The organism is Nioella sp. MMSF_3534 (assembly GCF_030732985.1).
Taxonomy (GTDB): Bacteria; Pseudomonadota; Alphaproteobacteria; order Rhodobacterales; family Rhodobacteraceae; genus Nioella.
Genome location: NZ_JASHJX010000062.1, coordinates 1 through 18,144, shown reverse-complemented (window position 1 = coordinate 18,144; position 18,144 = coordinate 1). Strand labels below are relative to the sequence as shown.

Sequence of the window (18,144 nt, the reverse complement as noted above, 5' to 3'; positions counted from 1 at the left end):
GATCAGACATGTTACCGCTCGTTTTTTCGAGCCGTGAATCATGCCGCCAGACGGAAATCAATGGGTCCTGAGCCTAGAATGGCAGAGACCTATTTGAGCGCGGAACAGATTGCGGCGCGGTATGGTGTGCATCGTGTCACCCCGTGGCGCTGGGCGAAAGCAGACCCAACTTTCCCGAAATCGGTGAAGTTGTCGGCGCAATGTACGCGCTGGAAGCTGTCTGAGATCGAAGCTTGGGAAGAGGGCCGCGCGAAAGCGGCGGCCCTGTAACGAAACCAACCGCCCCAAGGCGGGGGAACGGCTGATTTCGTGGGAGGGAATAGCCCCCGATAGCCGACCCCGCCGGGGCATTCAATCCTGAAAGGATACTGAATGAATAGAAAAACGGCTTTGGGCCGAATGGAGAAGTGCGTCCTGAGCGCACATCAAGTGGAACACTATGAAGCGGGCCGGTCCGATGCCCGCATGAAGGGGGAAGCCCTATGACCAGTGCAACCGAACTGAAATCAGCCCTTGGCGGTATTTGGCGGGGAAACACGGGTAATGCCCCATGCCCGGTATGCCAACCTGAGGGCGCGCCTGCCCAAAAGGCACTGGCAATCAAGTTGGAGGCGGGCCGCGTATTGTTCCACTGTCACAAGAGCAGCTGCGCATTTGCCGACATACTTGCGGCGGCTGGCCTAAGGAGGGGTGCACATTGCCCCCCTGACCGGGAAGCCGTCGCGACCTACGAGGCGGAGCGAAAGGCGCAAAACCAGCGGAAAACAGAACAGGCGGCCCGTGTCTGGAAAGAGGCGCGCCCAATCCAAGGCACGTTTGCCGAGGCCTACCTTTGCGCCCGTGGTATCAAATGCCCTTTGCCCCCGAGCCTGCGCTTTCACCCGGATTGCTGGCATGGCCCAAGCGCCGGGCGATATCCGGCAATGATTGCGCTGGTGATGGGCAGCGGAGGCTTTTCGGTACATCGGACCTATCTGCGCAATGATGGGGCGGGCAAGGCTTCGCTGGAGCCGAATAAGATGATGCTTGGTGCCGTGTCAGGGGGCGCTGTCAGGCTCACTGAGTGCGATGGGCGGCTGGTGGTGTGTGAGGGCATCGAAACTGGTTTGAGCCTTGCCAGCGGCCTTCTGCGCCGCCCTGCAACTATATGGGCGGCGCTGTCCACATCGGGGATGCGCGGGCTGCACCTTCCAGAACGCGCCGGGCGATTGACCATCGCAACAGATGGCGACGCGGCGGGCCATGAAGCCGGGAACGCGCTTGCGGAACGCGCCTGTGCGCTTGGCTGGCAGGTAAGCCTTTTGCCTGCACCGAACGGTCGCGACTGGAATGATTTGATCAACGCGAAAGAGGGGCGCGCATGAACATGAACACAGCGCTTCATCCCCGCGAAACGGCTTTCAGCCCAGAGGGTCCGCAACCGCTGGTGGGGGAGATCACCCCCGGCAAGGATTATCCGGTTGAACACTTGGGACCACTTCGTGACGCAGTCGAAGCCGTGCAAGGCAAGGTGCAGGCCCCGATAGCTATTCCGGCGGCGTCCGCTCTAGCAGTGGCATCGCTGGCAGTGCAGGGCTTTGCGAATGTAGAGACGCTGGGCGGGCCGCGTCCTGTGTCCCTCTATGCCTTGACCATAGCCAAAAGCGGGGAACGGAAAACCAGCTGTGATGGTCCGTTCATGACAGCTCTTCGCGACCACGAAAAAGTCAAAGCAAAAGCCCAGCGCGAAGTGATGCAGCATTGGGAAAACGAACATGCGCTATGGAAAGGAAAGCGCGACGGTATTCTTCTCGAAGCCAAGAGAGGCAAAGGGGAAAAGAAAACCGAAGCGCAGGCTGATTTGAACGCGATTGGGCCCGAACCAGCAGCCCCACCAAGCTATGAGCGCACGGTGTCTGAGCCGACCTTTGAGGGGCTGACCCGCCTCTTCGCGACCGGGCAGCCGTCACTTGGGATATTTTCTGATGAAGGCGGGCAATTCCTGGGCGGCCATGCCATGAACTCAGAAAACCGGCAAAAGACGCTGGCGGCTTTGAATGACCTGTGGCAGGGCAATCCAATTCGGCGGACACGGCAAGGGGATGGAGCATATACGCTCTTTGATCGCAGGCTGGCGATTCACCTGATGGTGCAGCCGACTGTTGCCCGCTCATTCATGGCTGACCCGATGGCGGTGGACACGGGGTTCCTCCCACGGTTCCTGATCTGCGAACCAAATTCGACAATCGGGACGCGGCTTCATGCCAATACCCGGCAAGATGAATTGGCGTTGCGTAATTTCTCGAAACGCTTGCGTGCGATACTCGAAACCCCGATGCCGATGGACCCGGACACCCGGAGTTTGGAACCGCGCTCCTTATCGCTGACCCCAGAGGCCCACGCGTTGCTGGTAGGGTTTGCGGATGCAATCGAGACCGCGCAAGCGCCGGGTGGTGAACTTGAGAACGTAACGGGCTTTGCATCGAAGGCGGCGGAACAGGCCGCACGCATTGCGGGGGTGTTTACCCTTTGGCACGACCTTGACGCCCAACACGTGCTTGCGCGAAACATGGCCGATGGTATTGCGCTTGCTCAATTCTATCTCTCCGAAGCGGTACGCTTGTCGAGTGCATCAAAGTTCAGCCGAGAAATCAGCCTAGCCGAAACCTTGCGCAGATGGCTTTTGGAAAACTGGGATCACGCCGAGATCACGGTACGTGACGTTGTGCGACTTGGGCCAAACTCATTGCGCGAAAGCCCAAAGGCGAAAGCCGCGCTGGGCATTCTTGAACAGCACGGGTGGATTGCCCCGCTACCCGAGGGAACCGTTGTGCGTGGAATCGCCCGAGCCAAGGCTTGGTCTATCGTGAAGGGAGTGCGCTGATGTGGTTTGATGTGAAGGCCGCGCTTGCAGAAATCAGAGGCTCACCCCTTGCGACAACCGCGACACCAGCGACACAAGAAAGAGAAACGCCCCAATTCGTCGCAGAAGTCGCGAGTGTCGCAACGCCCCCTGTGCACAGGGCAAAAGAAGCGTCGGTCCCCAAGTGTCGCAATGTCGCGAAAGTCGCAGGGGATACTGCCGCAAAACCTGACAAGAATGCAGCGGGGAATCCCCCCGCTTCCGAACAGATCACCCTGTTCAAGGAATGGGCTGTGAGGTTGCAAGAACAGGAAGGTGTTGCTCGCGACCGGGCAACCTGGATGGCTGCGCTCAGGGTCTTTGTGTTGCCGGATGAATGGACAGACTACTTCGATGGGGATGCACTCAAGCCCCGCTATAGACAGGTCAGCATTGCGATAGGCGACGGTATTGTCGTCACCTTCCATCAAAGCGGGCGGGTGTCGTTTTACGGCAAGCCCAGTGGCATTTAGGGACCGTGTTTTGTTCAAATTAGATGCGAGGCAAGGACCGCCCGATATCTCGGAGTTTTTTGCCTCGCAAAACCCACCGTTTGGTTATTCTCCCCAAATTGGCATCCCCCCTTGTCTTGCACTAATATTGTGCTTTGGATTTCCAGAGAACTGAGAAACTGAATGCGACCCTTGACTCACGCCCGGCGAAGGATGCCCCTTACCAAACCGCATGGGGGGTGGACCGGGAAGGCCCAACTTGCGAACGAACCCCGTTCAGATAGCGTAGCGCCCCTCAAGACGGACCTAGCCTATAAGGCGTAAAAAACGAACAAAAAAAACCCGCCGAAGCGGGTTAGTTTGAGCAATAAGGTTCCTCTAGGAGCTGAAGAGGAATGCCATATCTCTCGGAACCATTATAGGCGACCAACCCAAGTGCAAGGGGGGCTAGCAGTCACTTTTTTGAACACCCTCGCATCACCTTCAAGTGAGATGATCAGAGCAACAATTTGCACGGATTCGTTGCTCAAAGGCGAAAAGTGTCTGGCGGTTCACAGGGCGCGCGACATTCATCATGCCCTTGCGCACCAAGGTGGGTCGAGTATGAGCGTTTGCATCTACGACATCGGAAGGCAGTTAACGGGGTAGATAGAAAAGGATGATGTCTTGGAGATTCTAATCTTAATTAGCGCCCTACTAGCGCTCTGTGCGTTCTCCTATGGACTTTTCGTGGCCGTCTTTAGGAAGGGCCGACGGATGCGAGGCGTGAAGGTCATAGGCGTCTCATTTGTAGTTTTCATAGCCGCCGCCCTAGGGGGGGGTATCTATCAAAACTCGATCGCCTCACAGGCAGGGTTTGAAAGCTATACCACCTATCGAGAAGCTCTTGACGCGGGCATCACCGATCCTGACGTTTGGGCGGCAGAGGGCGCTGCGATACTCGCCGAACAGGAAGCGCGACGCGTCCAACAGGCGGCAGAGGCTGAAGCCGAGCGCGCCCGCGAAGCCGAAGAGGCCGCAGCGGTAGAAGCAGAACGTCATGCCCGTGAACAGCAGGAACGCGAGGACGAGCGACGGCGGGGGTTCCATTGTCTCAGCGCCTGGGATGGATCACACAGAGATTTCCGACACGCCGTTCGTGATCGTATGAGAGAACCGGATAGCTTCGAACATATCGAAACGCGTGTAGCCCCAGTTGATGAAGATGGGATGCACACGATCATAATGCAGTATCGCGCACGGAATGGCTTCGGTGGCATGAACGTGGGCACGGCGCTGGGGCAGTATAGGAACAGCGACTGTAGCTTCACTATTTTGTCAATCGAATAGATCCTTCGGTAGTGTCTCAGTTTGAAATTGTAGGTTCTTGCCGTTAGGGGGCTCTTCGTGAAGTACATTGATCTTTCGCAGCACCTTCACACTTCCTTGAGCGTCTGAGCCATTGCCGGTGCCGAGGTCGGCAATCGCAAAAGAGACTGGCGGTCCCCTGCCTCAACTGAAATCTCATTGACGTGAGAAGTCCCTGTCTCCTCCCAATTTCTCCATCTGGCGTGGGGGTGGCTGGGGGCGAGTACTTAGTGCCTAAATTGCGGTGCGCGCCCCCAGTCTTTTCAGGCCCAAGGCTTAGTGAATTGGTGCGGCTGACATACCGCTGAACCAGTTTTGTACGGTAGTCAGGACAAAGGCTTGCGGATCGAAGACTTCATTGCTCGCTGGCAGACTTCTGGTGGAAGCGAACGAGCCAATTTCCAGTCCTTTGCGAATGAATTGTGTGAGCTTCTTGGCGTGCCAAAGCCCGCACCCGCAACGCAATCCTTGAATGCAAATTCTTATTGCTTTGAGCATCCCGTGACCTTCATTCACACGGGCAGCAAATCGCGCGGCTTCATGGATCTTTATCGTGCCGGGTGTTTTGTCATGGAGGCAAAGCAAGGCGTTGGAGCCTCAGGCGGCGACGAAGAGGCGCAAGTAGCCCTGTTGCCGGACATGCCCAGCGCAACCCGGAAAGGCCATGGAACGCGCGGCACAAGGCGTTGGGATGATACCATGATGCGCGCCCGCGCTCAGGCGGATAGCTATGCCCGCGCCATTTCCCGTGAACACGGATGGCCGCCCTTCCTTCTGGTGGTAGACGTGGGGCACATCATAGAGGTCTATGCCGATTTTTCGGGCCAAGGTCAGGGCTACACCCAATTCCCCGACGGCAACCGCTATCGGATCGCCCTTGAGGATCTGCGAGACGAAAAGACCCGTGAGCGGCTGCGCCTGATCTGGACAGACCCCAACGCGCTTGATCCCTCAAAGATTAGTGCACAGGTCACACGCGAAGTTGCCGACCGACTGGCTGCGCTAGGCCGATCATTTGAAGGCCAGGGCCATGAACCCGAGGCGGTAGCGCGATTCCTGATGCGGTGTCTCTTCACCATGTTCGCGGAAGATGTGGACCTGATCCCGCATGATAGCTTCACGGACTTGCTTAAGCGCCTCAGGGGGCACCCTGAACATGCCGCCCCAGCGCTCAAGGGGCTGTGGCAGACCATGGACACCGGCGGGTTTTCTCAGGCGCTCATGATTGATCTGAAGCGCTTCAATGGCGGTCTATTCAAGGATGCCGATGCGCTTCCCTTGTCTGAGGCTCAACTGTCTCTGTTGATTGATGCCGCCGAAAGGGATTGGCGTGAAGTCGAACCGGCAATTTTCGGCACCCTTCTGGAGCGGGCACTGGACAAGCGGCAACGCCATAAGCTAGGGGCGCACTACACCCCCCGCGCATATGTGGAGCGCCTTGTGGTGCCCACGATCATGGAACCTTTGCGGGCCGATTGGAGGGATATCCAGGCGGCGGCACTGACCCTTGCCAATCAAGACAAGCTGGAAGAGGCTCGCAAGATCGTTGCGGACTTCCATGCGTCCCTTTGCGAAGTCCGGGTTCTGGACCCGGCCTGCGGGTCAGGCAACTTCCTTTATGTTGCCCTTGAACTGATGAAGCGTCTGGAGGGTGAGGTAACGGCGCTTCTGGCGGAACTCGGGGAAGATCAAAGCCCACTGTCACTTGCAGGCCATACCGTAGACCCGCACCAGTTTCTGGGACTTGAACTGAACCCATGGGCGGCGGCGGTTGCTGAACTGGTGTTGTGGATTGGCTATCTACAATGGCACTTCCGCACTCATGGCAAGGCGTCCCCTGCGGAGCCTGTCTTGCGCGATTTCCGCAACATCGTGAACCGCGATGCGGTGCTGAGTCATGAGGGCACCAAACCCCGGATTGACAAGAGCGGCGCACCTGTCACGCGCTGGGACGGGCGTACTATGATGACGCACCCCGTCACAGGGGAGGAAGTGCCAGACCCCGAGGCGCGGGTGCCTGTTCTGGACTACATCAAGCCCAGCGCCAACAAATGGCCCGAGGCTGACTTTATCGTGGGCAACCCGCCCTTCATTGGCGCAAGCCGGATGCGGGAGGCGCTTGGTGATGGCTATGCCGAGGCGCTGTGGAAGGCCTATCCCAAGATGCCGCAAAGTGCGGATTTCGTGATGTTCTGGTGGGAAAAGGCGGCGCTTGCGGCGCGCGGCTGGATACCCGCGACCGCCAAGACCCCGGCAAAGGGCACGCGCCGGTTCGGGTTTATCACCACGAATTCGCTACGCCAGACCTTCAACCGCAAAGTGCTGGCACCCCACCTGTCCGCCCCGAAAGCCCCGCTGTCTCTGGTTTTTGCCATACCTGATCACCCTTGGGTGGATGCTGGCGACGGGGCCGCCGTGCGCATTGCCATGACCGTGGCAGAGAAGGCGAAATCGACCGGACGGCTTCTGACCATTGCAACGGAACGCATGGGCGAAAGCGAAGCCGAGGGGCGGCCCGTGCGGTTCGAAATCGAGAAGGGCAAGATTTTCGCCGATCTGCGGATCGGGGCAGATGTGGCAGGGGCGGTGCCATTGAAGGCGAATGAGGGAATTTCATCGCCCGGCGTCAAACTGCATGGGGCGGGCTTCATCGTCACCCCAGCCGAGGCCCGCGCCTTGGGGCTTGGCACCGTGCCGGGGCTGGAAAACCATATCCGCGAATACCGCAACGGGCGTGACCTGACCGCCACCCCGCGCGGTGTTATGGTGATTGATCTGTTCGGGTTAAGCGAGGCAGAGGTGCGCAGCCGTTTTCCAGCTGTTTATCAGCGTGTGCTGGACAGGGTGAAGCCGGAAAGAGACCAAAACAACCGAGAGACTTATCGCAAGAACTGGTGGCTGTTTGGCGAACCGCGCAAAGAATTGCGGCCCGCTTTGACCGGCCTTTCAAGATATGTCGGGACAGTGGAAACAGCCAAACACCGAATTTTTAGCCTGCTGGATAGTGGTGTTTTACCAGATAACAAATTGATCGTGATGGCACTTGATGATGCATGGCATTTCACGACGTTATCGGCGCGAGTCCATTGGATTTGGGCCATCGCAAATGCCGCAAAGATCGGCGTTTATGAAGGTGATGCAGTTTATCCAAAAGGGCAGTGCTTCGACCCCTTCCCCTTCCCTGACCCCACCGAGGCGCAAAAGGTCCGGTTGCGGTCCTTGGGCGAGCAACTCGACGCGCACAGGAAAGCCCAACAAATGGCCCACCCCAAGCTGACCCTGACCCAAATGTATAACGTGCTGGAAAAACTGCGCGCGGGCGACCGGATCGAGGGGAAGGACCGCGAAATCTATGACCAAGGGCTGATCGGCATCCTGCGCGACCTGCACGACCAGATTGATACGGCAGTAGCCGAGGCTTACGGCTGGCCCGCCGATCTGTCGGATGACGAAATACTGTACCGTCTGGTAGACTTGAACCACGAACGGGCAGCGGAAGAGGCGTACGGGTTGGTTAGATGGCTGCGACCGGACTACCAGAACCCAGGCGGAAGGAAAGAAGTCGCTGCGGGCGAACAAACCACCATGGATATCGGCCATGTGGACACTGGCACGAAAGACCCATGGCCCAAGACCCTGCCAGAACAGATTTCCGCCGTAAAAGCCGCTCTTTCCGATCTGGGAGAAGCAACGCCAGAACAGGTTGCCCGCAAATTTCAGCGTGCCCGCGCGACATCTGTCAGGCCACTTCTGGAAAGCCTCACGGCCTTGGGGCATGCGCGAATCGTGGAGGAAGGCCGATTTGCCACCTGACAACGGCACCGGTGCGGCGGGCCACCCCAGTCTGACCTTCGTGCAGCACGGCATCGGTTCACCGCACATCGCTCGATTTTCTGGAAAAGGGCAGATATCGGCCTTTCGCCTCACCTATCTCGAACGAAGCTTCTTTCAGTCCCCTTGACGCGATGCTACTTGGGGCGACAGGCCGGTGTAGCTCAGCTGGTAGAGCACGTCATTCGTAATGATGGGGTCGTAGGTTCGAGTCCTATCACCGGCACCAGACTTCCTGTCAAACAGGCCACTCCAGGCGAAATCCTCTTCCACAGTGACGCCCCTGTCGAACCATTGTCGCTTTGCGACCGACCGGGATTCGCAGTGCGTCTAGGCACATCGCGTTGCAACCAAGCGTTTTTGATATGGCGGGCTGTATGGCGGGTAGGATCTAAAAAACCCAATTTTTCCCAATAAAATCAATGAGGTATGGCGGAGACGAAGGGATTCGAACCCTCGAGACCCTTCCGGGCCTACTCCCTTAGCAGGGGAGCGCCTTCGACCACTCGGCCACGTCTCCGCTGGCGGGTGTATCCGTCTGCAAACCGGGGAACAAGGGGAAATTTGCCTTTGCGGGCGCGCTTTTGATATCCGCGGGGGCAACGCGGCAATCTTCGGTTAGCGGATTGCGTTCTGCGGGGTGGGCGGGCAGGATCGCCCGGACAGGAGGCCCCTCATGAAAAACACCCAGGTCATTCTCGCCAACCGCCCGGTTGGTGTCCCGAAGCCCGAGCATTTTGCCATCCGGGAGGTCGACGTACCGGTGCTGGCCGAAGGGCAGGTCCTGATCCGCGTCAGTCACTGGTCCGTGGACCCTGCGATGCGGGGATGGGCCAATGACGTGCCCAACTACTCGCCGCCCGTGGCGCTTGGTGACCCCATGCGCAGCTTCGCCGTGGGCGAGGTCATGGCCAGCCGCCATCCGGACTATGCCGAGGGCGATGTGGTCGAGGGGCTTCTGGGCTGGCAGACTCATGCGATCAGCGATGGCTCCAATATCGGGCGCAAGGTGACCGAGGCCGACCTGCCGCGCAGCTACGCGCTCGGGATCATGGGGCTGAATGGCACCACCGCCTATTTCGGGCTGCTGGAGTCCTGCGCGGCGAAGCCGGGCGATACGGTCGTGGTCTCGACCGCTGCGGGGGCTGTCGGGTCTGCCGTGGGGCAGATTGCCAAGGTCATCGGTTGCCGCACCGTGGGCATTGCGGGCGGGGCCGAGAAGGTGCGCCAGTGCCGCGAGGACTTCGGGTATGACGCAGCCATCGACTACAAGTCCGAGGACGTGGCCAGCGCCGTCGCCGCCGCCTGCCCCGACGGGGTGGATTGCTATTTCGACAATACCTGCGGGCCGATTTCCGACGCGGTGATGACGCGGCTCGCGGTCGGCGCGCGGATCACCATCTGCGGCACGGCAGCAATCACCGAATGGGATCCGCTGCCCGTTGGCCCGCGCGTTCACCGACAGTTGCTGGTCGCGCGCGCCCGGATGCAGGGGTTCCTGATCTTCGACTACAAGGACAGGCTGCACGAGGCCCGCACCGCCTTGGCCGACTGGCTGCGCGAGGGAAAGATCAGCGTGCGGGAACACATCCTCGACGGGCCAGAGGCTGCGCTCGATTCCATCGGGATGCTTTATCGGGGGGAAAACACCGGCAAACTTATCGTGAAGGTGGACTGACCGGGTCTATTCGCCGTTGAACTCGACCGGCAGAATCTCCGACCCGTAGGAGCCCACATTGTCGATGGCCCAGGCCTCGCCGCCATAAGGGTCGTCGCCGATGCGGCCGATGCCGAACTGGATCTGCTCGCTCGGGTTCTGCACGACCACTTGGACCGTGTATTCGCTCTGCGTGTTCACGTTGGAACGGATGGCTTCATAGCGGGCGCCATCGGCCTCGGCCTCGTACCAGGCGGCCGCGATTTCCAGCCGTTCCTCGGTCACATCGCGATTGACGCTTTCACGTTCGATAAAGTTGTAGGACACCAGTGTTTCGTCGGATCCATCGCTGGCCACGCTGTTGGTGCTGCCACCCGCCAGCCGCGTCGCGTCGATCATAACCCCGTTGACGAAGAGCCGCATCTGGTCTGCTGCCTCCCAGTTGCCGATGGTCGTCAGATCGAACTCGAACATCGCATAGCCAGTATCGGGATCGAACGAATAGGTGTTCAGCAAGACCGGGGCACCGCTTTGATCGTAGTAGGGGCCAAGCATGCCTTCGAGCAGCGGGTCGTCATGCTCGTCGGCCATGGTGATCCAGCCCTGATCCCCATTGGTGAAATCGTTGAAGACCAGCTCGACCAGCCCGTCATCGCCACCTGCTGCACCCGCGGCACCGGAACCGGCGCCCGAGGCTTCACCGGATCCTCCCGCGATAATATCGGAATTCAGGGTATCACGAATACTGCCGGCAAGGCTTTCCAGCCCGCCACTGACCACGCCGGCAACCGCAAGGCCAAGCCCCACCGTCGCGCTGACAAGCGGCACCCAATCTGTGGTAACCGCGCCGAATTCGTCCAGGCAAAAAGCACTGATAGTATTCAGTCCCGCCATCTCTATGCACCAATCAAGTGCCCCCGAGACGGCAATGGACTGATATCTCGTCACAATTGAGGAGGAATTGCAGCAAGTTTGCCTTAATTGCCAAAGGGATCAGGCGTTGAACAGGAAGTGCAGCACGTCGCCATCCTTGACGGTATAGGTCTTGCCCTCGACCCGCATCTTGCCCGCTTCCTTTGCACCACCCTCGCCATTGCAGGCGATGTAGTCGTCATAGGCGATGGTTTCGGCCCGGATGAAACCGCGTTCGAAATCGCCGTGGATGACGCCTGCGGCCTGCGGGGCGGCGGTGCCCCGGCGGATGGTCCAGGCGCGGGCCTCTTTCGGGCCGACGGTGAAATAGGTTTCAAGGTTCAGCAGGCCATAGCCCGCCCGGATCAGCCGGTCGAGCCCGGCTTCCTCCAGCCCCATTTCACCCAGGAACATCTCGGCCTCTTCGGCATCAAGCTGGCTGATTTCCTCCTCGATCTGGGCCGAGATGATCACCGTGGCAGCGCCCTGTTCGCGCGCCATTTCCTCGACCTTGGCAGAGAATTCATTGCCCTCAGCCGCCGAACCTTCATCGACATTGCAGACATAGAGCACCGGCTTGGTGGTCAGAAGCTGCAGCATCTTCCACGCCTTGGCATCTTCTGCGCTGACCTCGACCAGCCGCGCGGGCTTGCCGTCTTCCAGCATCGCCTGTGCTTCGGCCAGCAGCCGGTCCTGCTGCTGCGCCTCCTTGTCGTTGCCTTTCAGCTTTCGGACGAGGTTCGCGCGACGCTTCTCGATGCTTTCCAGATCGGCCAGCATCAGCTCGGTCTCGATGGTCTCGGCATCCGCAATCGGGTCGATCCGGCCATCCACATGCGTGATGTCGTCATCCTCGAAGCAGCGCAGCACCTGCGCGATGGCATCGGTTTCGCGGATATTGGCGAGGAACTGGTTACCGAGACCCTCGCCCTTTGATGCGCCCTTCACCAGCCCCGCGATATCGACGAATGTCATGCGGGCGGGGATGATCTGCTTGGACCCGGCGATTGCCGCCAGCTTGTCCAGCCGCGGGTCGGGCACGGCCACATCGCCCACATTGGGCTCGATCGTGCAGAAGGGAAAATTCGCCGCCTGCGCCGCCGCCGTCTTGGTCAGTGCGTTGAACAGCGTGGACTTGCCCACATTCGGCAGCCCGACAATACCCATCTTGAAGCCCATCTCGGCCCTCCGCATCCTGTGTTCCGGCGCCTTCTATGCGTAAGGGGACGGCGCTGCAACGGGCTCGTTGGATCGTGGAGCGCCTAATCTGTGATGGCCTGTGTCAGACCGGAAATCTCAATCGGCTGCCCGCGTCCCTCACGGGGCGTAACCCAGAGTTCTGACGGGCGGCCCATCTCCTGTCCTTGTAGCACCCGGAACGAACCCGACTGAACATCGGTATCGCGCAAATACCCGGCCAGTGCGGCTGCGGCGGCTCCGGTGGCCGGGTCTTCGTAAACGCCATGCCCGGCAAAGGCGTTCCGGGCGTGAATCAGATCGGGGGCAGCCCGGTGAAAGAGGGTGACCGTAACAAAGCCGTGTCGCTGCATGAAGGCCGCACCGGTGTCGAAATCATAGGCCATGCTCGTCACGCTTTCATCGCGCGCCAACGCCACGGCCAGATGATCCGCACCGCCATGCACCTTCGCCACCGGGATCGCCGGATCGAGGTCTTCTTGCCTCAGCCCAAAGAGGGCCATGGCTTCTTGCAGCAGACTTTCATCCGCCACCGAATGACGCGTGGTGGGCGACACAAGTCGCGCGCCCCAGATGTCATCCTCTTCATAGGCCTCGACCGATATTTCCGTATCATTCAGATGCAGCGGATAAACCGCCGCCCCATGTGCCTGCCCTAGTGCCGCACCAAGGGCAATCGTGGCGTGGCCGCAAAACGGCACTTCCCCTTCCGGTGCGAAATAGCGCACCCTCCAGCCCGGACCCTCAGGTGCGGCAAACGCCGTTTCCGAATAGCCGACCTCCACCGCGATCCGCTGCATGTCGGCACCATCGGGCAGCCGATCCGTGATCATGACACCCGCAGGGTTCCCGCCCTGCCCGTCGCGGGTGAACGAGGCCAGCTTCTGTACGGTCATTGGATGCTCCTGTTGTCGCTTGCCCACTCAAGCTGGCGGCGGCGCAGCCGCGATGCAAATTCGAATATGTGAGTGGAGCCATTTCATTTGGTGATGTTCCTGCCGAGCCAGTGAATTCAGGGCATTGATTTCCCCGCCCACATTCGCCAAACCGGGCCGGAAGACTTGCGAGGAACTGCCATGACCCGGATCGACGCCAAATTCGCTGCCCTGAAGGCCGAGGGGAAGAAAGCCTTCGTGTCCTATATCATGGCCGGTGACCCCGACTACGCCACCTCGCTGGAGATCATGAAAGGCCTGCCCGCAGCCGGTGTCGATATCATCGAGCTTGGCCTGCCCTTCACCGATCCGATGGCCGACGGCCCCACCATCCAGCTGGCCGGTCAGCGCGCGCTGGAAGGTGGCCAGACCCTGCAAAAGACGCTGGATATGGCCGCCGAATTCCGCAAATCCGACGACACGACCCCGATCGTGCTGATGGGCTACTATAACCCGATCTACAGCCGGGGCGTGGACAAGTTTCTGACCGACGCAAAGGCCGCCGGGATCGACGGGCTGATCGTGGTGGACCTGCCGCCGGAAGAGGATGAAGAGCTGTGCATTCCCGCCCAGAAGGCGGGCCTCAACTTCATCCGTCTGGCCACCCCCACCACCGATGATCAGCGCCTGCCCAAGGTGCTGCAGAACACGTCGGGCTTCGTCTACTACGTCTCGATCACCGGCATCACGGGCGCCGCCGCCGCCGAGGCGACCGATGTCGCCCCCGAGGTCGCGCGCATCAAATCGCAGACCGACCTGCCCGTGATCGTGGGCTTCGGCATCCGCACACCCGAGACCTCTCAGGCCATCGCGTCCGTCGCGGATGGGGCCGTTGTCGGCTCCGCCATCGTGTCCGAAATCGCGGCAGGCAAGCCGGTGCCAGAGGTGCTGAGCTTCGTGAAGGGCCTCGCCGACGGTGCGCATCGGGCTTAAGTCCGATGATCGCCCTTTCCCTCGGAAGCTTCGCCCCCGCCCTGATTGCAGCGGCCCCCGGCACAATCGCCATGATCGCGACGACAGCCCCCGGCGCACCGACGCTTCTGCCGGGGCTGGTCACCGTCCTGTCGGCATTCGGCTAACCCACCTGCCGCCTGAGGATATGCGTCGCGCGGTATTTCGCGACCTCATCGCCGGTCTGGTTGTAGATCCGGTACTGGATTTCCGTCCGCCCCCGGTCCGGCCGTGACTGCGACGGGGTGGAGCCGATCACCTCCGCCTCTGCATGCAGCGTATCGCCGGGATAGACCGGCTTCAGCCACCGCATCTCGTCCAGCCCCGGTGACCCCATCGAGGCCTCGTTCCACACATCCGCCTCCAGTGTCAGCACGAAAGCGGTCAGGATGGTGTGGAACCCGCTGGCGATGATGCCGCCATAGGGGGACTCCTTCGCCGCCTCGGGATCGGTATGGAATGGCTGCGGGTCCCACCTGCGGGCAAAGCCCACGATCTCGGCCAGTGGCAGCGTCCGCGCCTCGGTCTTGAACCGGTAACCTACGGGCAAATCGTCGAAAAACATGTCTCCCTCCGCGTTTTGTCCCCTGCGGCAGAGTATCCGGAAAAAGGCCGTTGTGAAAACGCGCACATATTGGTAAGAATTTCTCACCAATCTTGGAGGAGATCCCATGCCCGTCATTACCAATATCGACGATCTCAAGCGCATCTATAAGCGGCGCACCCCCAAGATGTTCTACGACTACGCGGAATCGGGCAGTTGGACGGAACAGACATTCCGCGAAAATATCAGCGATTTCAGCCAGATCCGGCTGCGGCAGCGGGTGGCCGTCGACATGACCAACCGCAGCACCGCGACAAAGATGGTTGGTCAGGACGTGTCCATGCCCGTGGCGCTCGCCCCCGTGGGCATGACAGGGATGCAATGCGCCGATGGCGAGATCAAGGCCGCCCGCGCCGCCGAGAAATTCGGCGTCCCCTTCACGCTCTCGACCCTCTCGATCTGTTCCATCGAGGATGTGGCTGAACACACCTCCAAACCCTTCTGGTTCCAGGTCTACACGCTGACCGATGACGACTACATGCGCCGCCTGATCGGGCGCGCGCGCGACGCGGGCTGTTCGGCGCTGGTCATCACGCTTGACCTGCAAATGCTCGGCCAGCGGCACAAGGACCTCAAGAACGGCCTCTCGGCCCCGCCGAAACCCACGCTCGCCAACATGATCAACCTGTCGACCAAGTGGCGATGGGGCCTTGGCATGCTCGGCACCAAGCGCCGCACCTTCCGCAACGTGGTGGGCCATGTGGAGGGCATCACCGATCCCGCCTCGCTGACCTCTTGGACGGCGGAGAAATTCGACCACGCACTGGATTGGGACCGGGTCAAGCAACTGATGGACATGTGGGGCGGCAAGGTGATCCTGAAGGGCATCCTCGACCCCGAGGACGCGGTAAAGGCCGCCGATCTGGGGGCCGATGCAATCATCGTGTCGAACCATGGCGGGCGGCAGATCGACGGGGCGCTCAGCTCCATCCGCATGCTGCAACCGATCCTGGACGCCGTGGGCGACCGGGTGGAGGTGCATATCGACGGCGGCATCCGGTCAGGGCAGGACGTGCTGAAAGCCATCGCTATGGGAGCCAAGGGCACCTATATCGGGCGCGCTTTCGTCTACGGTCTGGGTGCCATGGGTGAAGAGGGCGTCACCAAGGCGCTGGAGGTCATCCACAAGGAACTGGACACCAACATGGCGCTGTGCGGAGAACGACAGCTGTCCAATCTCGGGCGGCATAACATCCTGGTGCCCAAGGGGTTTTCCGGCGAGTGGGAATAAGGAAAAGGGCGGCCACCAAAGCCGCCCTTTTGCGTCAGGCCGCCGTGTCCAGCCCCCTGCCCTTCAGCAATGCCTCAACCCCCGGCATCCGGCCCCGGAAGGCGGTGTAGAGCGCGTCGGCCTCCTCACTGCCGCCTGCTGACAGGATGAAGCGTTCCAACTTCTGGGCGGTTGCCGGATCGAACACATCGCCCGCTTCCTCAAAGGCTTCGAACGCATCGGCATCCATCACCTCGGACCACATGTAGCTGTAATAGCCCGAGGAATAGCCATCGCCCGAGAACACATGCGCGAATTGCGGCGTCGCATGGCGCATGACGATGGCGCGCGGCATGCCGATGCGCGCCAGTGTTTCCGCCTGCGCCGCCATCGGGTCGGCGGGCGCGGCCCCGTCGTGAAAGTCCAGATCGACCAAAGCCGAGGCCACATATTCCACCGTCTGGAACCCCATGTCATAGGTCCGCGCCGCCAGCAGCCGGTCCAGCAAATCCTTGGGCATCGGCTGGCCCGTTTCCGCGTGGCGGGCGTGCTTTTCCAGCACCTCCGGCACATCGAGCCAATGCTCATACAGCTGGCTCGGCAGTTCCACGAAATCGCGCGCCACCGAGGTGCCCGAGATCGAGCCATAGGTCACGTCAGACAGCATCTGGTGCAGGGCGTGGCCGAATTCATGGAAGAGCGTGCGGGCGTCGTCATAGGAAAGCAGCGCAGGCGCACCCTCGGCGGGTTTGGCGAAGTTGCAGACATTGACGACGATGGGCCGCTCCTCACCATCGAGCTTCGATTGCGACCGCATCGCCGAACACCATGCGCCCGACCGCTTGGACCCGCGCGCGAAATAATCGCCGAGGAACACCGCCATGTGGCGGCCGTCACGGGTGACCTCCCACACACGCACATCGGGGTGATACATCGGCACGTCAAGCGGCGCGAAGTCGAGACCGAAGAGCCGTTTTGCACAGTCGAACGCCGCCGCGATCATGCTGTCGAGCTGGAAATAAGGCTTCAGCTCCGCCTCATCCAGATCATGCTCCGCCACCCGGCGTTTTTCCGAATAGTAGCGCCAATCCCATGGCTCCAGATCGCCGTTCACACCCTCGGCCTGCATCATCTCGGTCAGACGGTCCGCGTCCCGCTCGGCCTGCGCCTTGGCGGGTTCCCACACCTGCATCAAGAGATCGCGCACATTGCCGGGCTTTCCCGCCATCTCCGTATCGAGCTTGAAGGCGGCGAAGCTGTCATAGCCCAACAGTCGCGCCCGTTCCTCACGCAGCGCCAGCGTTTCCGCCGCAATCCCGCGGTTGTCCGTCTCACCGCCGTTCGCGCCGCGCGCGGCCCAGGCCTGCATGGCCTTTTCGCGCAGGTCGCGGCGGGGGGAAAACTGCAGGAACGGCACGATGAGCGACCGCGAGAGCGTCACGACCGGGCCGTCGACCCGCTTTTCCTTGCCCGCCGCGCGGGCGGCATCCACCACGAAGCCCGGCAGGCCGTCCAGATCGTCCTCGGACAGTTCCATGAACCAGCTGCGCTCATCGGCCAGCAGGTTCTGGGTGAACTGCGTGCCCAGAACCGCAAGTCGCGATTTCACCTCTGTCAGCCGGTCCCGATCGGCCCCCTCCAGCGCCGCGCCCGCGCGGGTGAAGCTGCGATGGGTGAGGTAGAGAACGCGCAGCTGTTCCGGGGTCAGGCCGAGGCCGTCGCGGCCCTGCCAGAGCGCGTCGATCCTCTCCCACAGGGCGCGGTTGTTGGTGATTTCCGAGGAATAGGCGGACAGTTTCGGCGCCATGTCCCGCTGCAGCGCCTCGCGCGCCGGGGTCGCATCGGCCCCCGCGAGGTTGTAGAAGACGCCCGCCACCCGGTCGAGCAGCCGGTCAGCCCGTTCCAGCGCCTCGATCGTGTTGGCGAAAGTGGGCGGCTCGGGGGTGTCGGCGATGGCCCGGATCGCGGCGCGGCCCTGGTCCAGCGCATGGTCCAGCGCGGGGGCGAAATGGGTGTCTTCGATCTGGGCAAAGGGTGGCAGGGCGAAAGCTGTGTCCCAATCCTGCAAAAGCGGGTTCGTCATTATGTGTCTCCTTCGGGAGAAAGATAGGCGAGGCCTGCGCGGGTGGCGAGGGCGGGACGCCTCCGGCGGGAGTATTTTTTCCAA

Annotated in this window: 15 protein-coding genes and 2 tRNA genes; 11 read left to right on the top strand and 6 right to left on the bottom strand. The window is 60.9% G+C overall.

What is annotated here, in order from left to right; all coding sequences use genetic code 11:
• Positions 1–78 precede the first annotated feature (78 nt).
• The 7 genes from RBB16_RS18820 to RBB16_RS18790 all read left to right on the top strand — a co-directional run bounded on the left by RBB16_RS18820 (position 79) and on the right by RBB16_RS18790 (position 8,740).
• Complete coding sequence (locus tag RBB16_RS18820) at positions 79–270, top strand: AlpA family transcriptional regulator (RefSeq protein WP_306047591.1); 192 nt, start codon at positions 79–81, stop codon at positions 268–270.
• 212 nt (positions 271–482) lie between these two features.
• The gene (locus RBB16_RS18815) at positions 483–1,364 is read left to right on the top strand and encodes a toprim domain-containing protein (protein WP_306047590.1); all 882 of its coding nucleotides are present in this window, start codon (positions 483–485) and stop codon (positions 1,362–1,364) included.
• A complete protein-coding gene (locus RBB16_RS18810) occupies positions 1,361–2,863 on the top strand; it encodes a YfjI family protein (RefSeq protein ID WP_306047589.1) in 1,503 nt (500 codons plus the stop codon). The genes RBB16_RS18815 and RBB16_RS18810 overlap by 4 nt, the downstream gene beginning before the upstream one ends.
• The gene (locus RBB16_RS18805) at positions 2,863–3,354 is read left to right on the top strand and encodes a hypothetical protein (protein WP_306047588.1); all 492 of its coding nucleotides are present in this window, start codon (positions 2,863–2,865) and stop codon (positions 3,352–3,354) included. Before RBB16_RS18810 ends, RBB16_RS18805 begins: the two co-directional genes overlap by 1 nt.
• 645 nt (positions 3,355–3,999) lie before the next feature.
• Positions 4,000–4,662, top strand: coding sequence for a hypothetical protein (locus tag RBB16_RS18800; protein ID WP_306047587.1), 663 nt, complete (start codon positions 4,000–4,002; stop codon positions 4,660–4,662).
• Positions 4,663–4,995: 333 nt separating this feature from the next.
• Entirely contained in the window at positions 4,996–8,493 is a 3,498-nt protein-coding gene (locus tag RBB16_RS18795; RefSeq protein ID WP_371931268.1) for a class I SAM-dependent DNA methyltransferase, read from the top strand.
• A gap of 171 nt (positions 8,494–8,664) precedes the next feature.
• Positions 8,665–8,740: transfer RNA gene (locus RBB16_RS18790), tRNA-Thr, on the top strand.
• A 201-nt stretch (positions 8,741–8,941) separates the two neighbouring features.
• On the opposite strand, the gene RBB16_RS18785 is transcribed toward RBB16_RS18790, so the two are convergent.
• Positions 8,942–9,031 (bottom strand) — tRNA-Ser (locus tag RBB16_RS18785).
• 156 nt (positions 9,032–9,187) lie between these two features.
• Here RBB16_RS18785 and RBB16_RS18780 point away from each other — a divergent pair.
• The gene (locus tag RBB16_RS18780) at positions 9,188–10,189 is read left to right on the top strand and encodes an NADP-dependent oxidoreductase (RefSeq protein ID WP_306047585.1); all 1,002 of its coding nucleotides are present in this window, start codon (positions 9,188–9,190) and stop codon (positions 10,187–10,189) included.
• 6 nt (positions 10,190–10,195) lie between these two features.
• On the opposite strand, the gene RBB16_RS18775 is transcribed toward RBB16_RS18780, so the two are convergent.
• The 3 genes from RBB16_RS18775 to RBB16_RS18765 form a co-directional block, all read right to left on the bottom strand.
• Positions 10,196–11,062 carry a hypothetical protein gene (locus tag RBB16_RS18775; protein ID WP_306047584.1) on the bottom strand — a complete coding sequence of 289 codons (867 nt, stop codon included), beginning with the start codon at positions 11,060–11,062 and terminating at the stop codon, positions 10,196–10,198.
• Positions 11,063–11,161: 99 nt separating this feature from the next.
• On the bottom strand, positions 11,162–12,259 hold the full coding sequence (gene ychF / locus RBB16_RS18770; RefSeq protein WP_306047583.1) for a redox-regulated ATPase YchF: 1,098 nt from the start codon (positions 12,257–12,259) through the stop codon (positions 11,162–11,164).
• Between the two features lie 83 nt (positions 12,260–12,342).
• On the bottom strand, positions 12,343–13,173 hold the full coding sequence (locus tag RBB16_RS18765) for a PhzF family phenazine biosynthesis protein (RefSeq protein WP_306047582.1): 831 nt from the start codon (positions 13,171–13,173) through the stop codon (positions 12,343–12,345).
• A 180-nt stretch (positions 13,174–13,353) separates the two neighbouring features.
• Between RBB16_RS18765 and trpA the strand changes: the two genes are divergently transcribed.
• A complete protein-coding gene (trpA, locus tag RBB16_RS18760; protein WP_306047581.1) occupies positions 13,354–14,145 on the top strand; it encodes a tryptophan synthase subunit alpha in 792 nt (263 codons plus the stop codon).
• A 5-nt stretch (positions 14,146–14,150) separates the two neighbouring features.
• Positions 14,151–14,291 (top strand): hypothetical protein, encoded by a 141-nt coding sequence (locus RBB16_RS18755; protein WP_306047580.1) that lies wholly within the window; start codon positions 14,151–14,153, stop codon positions 14,289–14,291.
• On the opposite strand, the gene RBB16_RS18750 is transcribed toward RBB16_RS18755, so the two are convergent.
• A complete protein-coding gene (locus RBB16_RS18750; RefSeq protein ID WP_306047579.1) occupies positions 14,288–14,728 on the bottom strand; it encodes a MaoC family dehydratase in 441 nt (146 codons plus the stop codon). The two genes, RBB16_RS18755 and RBB16_RS18750, sit on opposite strands and share 4 nt — an antisense overlap.
• Positions 14,729–14,834: 106 nt before the next feature.
• Between RBB16_RS18750 and RBB16_RS18745 the strand changes: the two genes are divergently transcribed.
• Complete coding sequence (locus RBB16_RS18745) at positions 14,835–15,998, top strand: alpha-hydroxy acid oxidase (RefSeq protein WP_306047578.1); 1,164 nt, start codon at positions 14,835–14,837, stop codon at positions 15,996–15,998.
• Between the two features lie 34 nt (positions 15,999–16,032).
• Here the strand turns inward: RBB16_RS18745 and RBB16_RS18740 are convergent, their stop codons facing one another.
• Entirely contained in the window at positions 16,033–18,060 is a 2,028-nt protein-coding gene (locus RBB16_RS18740; protein ID WP_306047577.1) for a M3 family metallopeptidase, read from the bottom strand.
• Positions 18,061–18,144: the final 84 nt, after the last annotated feature.

Coding starts and splice junctions, on each gene's coding strand:
- RBB16_RS18810 (WP_306047589.1), top strand. CDS start 1,361: ATGAACATGAACACAGCGCTTCATCCCCGCGAAACGGCTTTCAGCCCA.
- RBB16_RS18750 (WP_306047579.1), bottom strand. CDS start 14,728: ATGTTTTTCGACGATTTGCCCGTAGGTTACCGGTTCAAGACCGAGGCG.
- trpA (WP_306047581.1), top strand. CDS start 13,354: ATGACCCGGATCGACGCCAAATTCGCTGCCCTGAAGGCCGAGGGGAAG.
- RBB16_RS18820 (WP_306047591.1), top strand. CDS start 79: ATGGCAGAGACCTATTTGAGCGCGGAACAGATTGCGGCGCGGTATGGT.
- RBB16_RS18755 (WP_306047580.1), top strand. CDS start 14,151: ATGATCGCCCTTTCCCTCGGAAGCTTCGCCCCCGCCCTGATTGCAGCG.
- RBB16_RS18765 (WP_306047582.1), bottom strand. CDS start 13,173: ATGACCGTACAGAAGCTGGCCTCGTTCACCCGCGACGGGCAGGGCGGG.
- RBB16_RS18780 (WP_306047585.1), top strand. CDS start 9,188: ATGAAAAACACCCAGGTCATTCTCGCCAACCGCCCGGTTGGTGTCCCG.
- RBB16_RS18745 (WP_306047578.1), top strand. CDS start 14,835: ATGCCCGTCATTACCAATATCGACGATCTCAAGCGCATCTATAAGCGG.
- RBB16_RS18805 (WP_306047588.1), top strand. CDS start 2,863: ATGTGGTTTGATGTGAAGGCCGCGCTTGCAGAAATCAGAGGCTCACCC.
- RBB16_RS18815 (WP_306047590.1), top strand. CDS start 483: ATGACCAGTGCAACCGAACTGAAATCAGCCCTTGGCGGTATTTGGCGG.
- ychF (WP_306047583.1), bottom strand. CDS start 12,259: ATGGGCTTCAAGATGGGTATTGTCGGGCTGCCGAATGTGGGCAAGTCC.
- RBB16_RS18775 (WP_306047584.1), bottom strand. CDS start 11,062: ATGGCGGGACTGAATACTATCAGTGCTTTTTGCCTGGACGAATTCGGC.
- RBB16_RS18740 (WP_306047577.1), bottom strand. CDS start 18,060: ATGACGAACCCGCTTTTGCAGGATTGGGACACAGCTTTCGCCCTGCCA.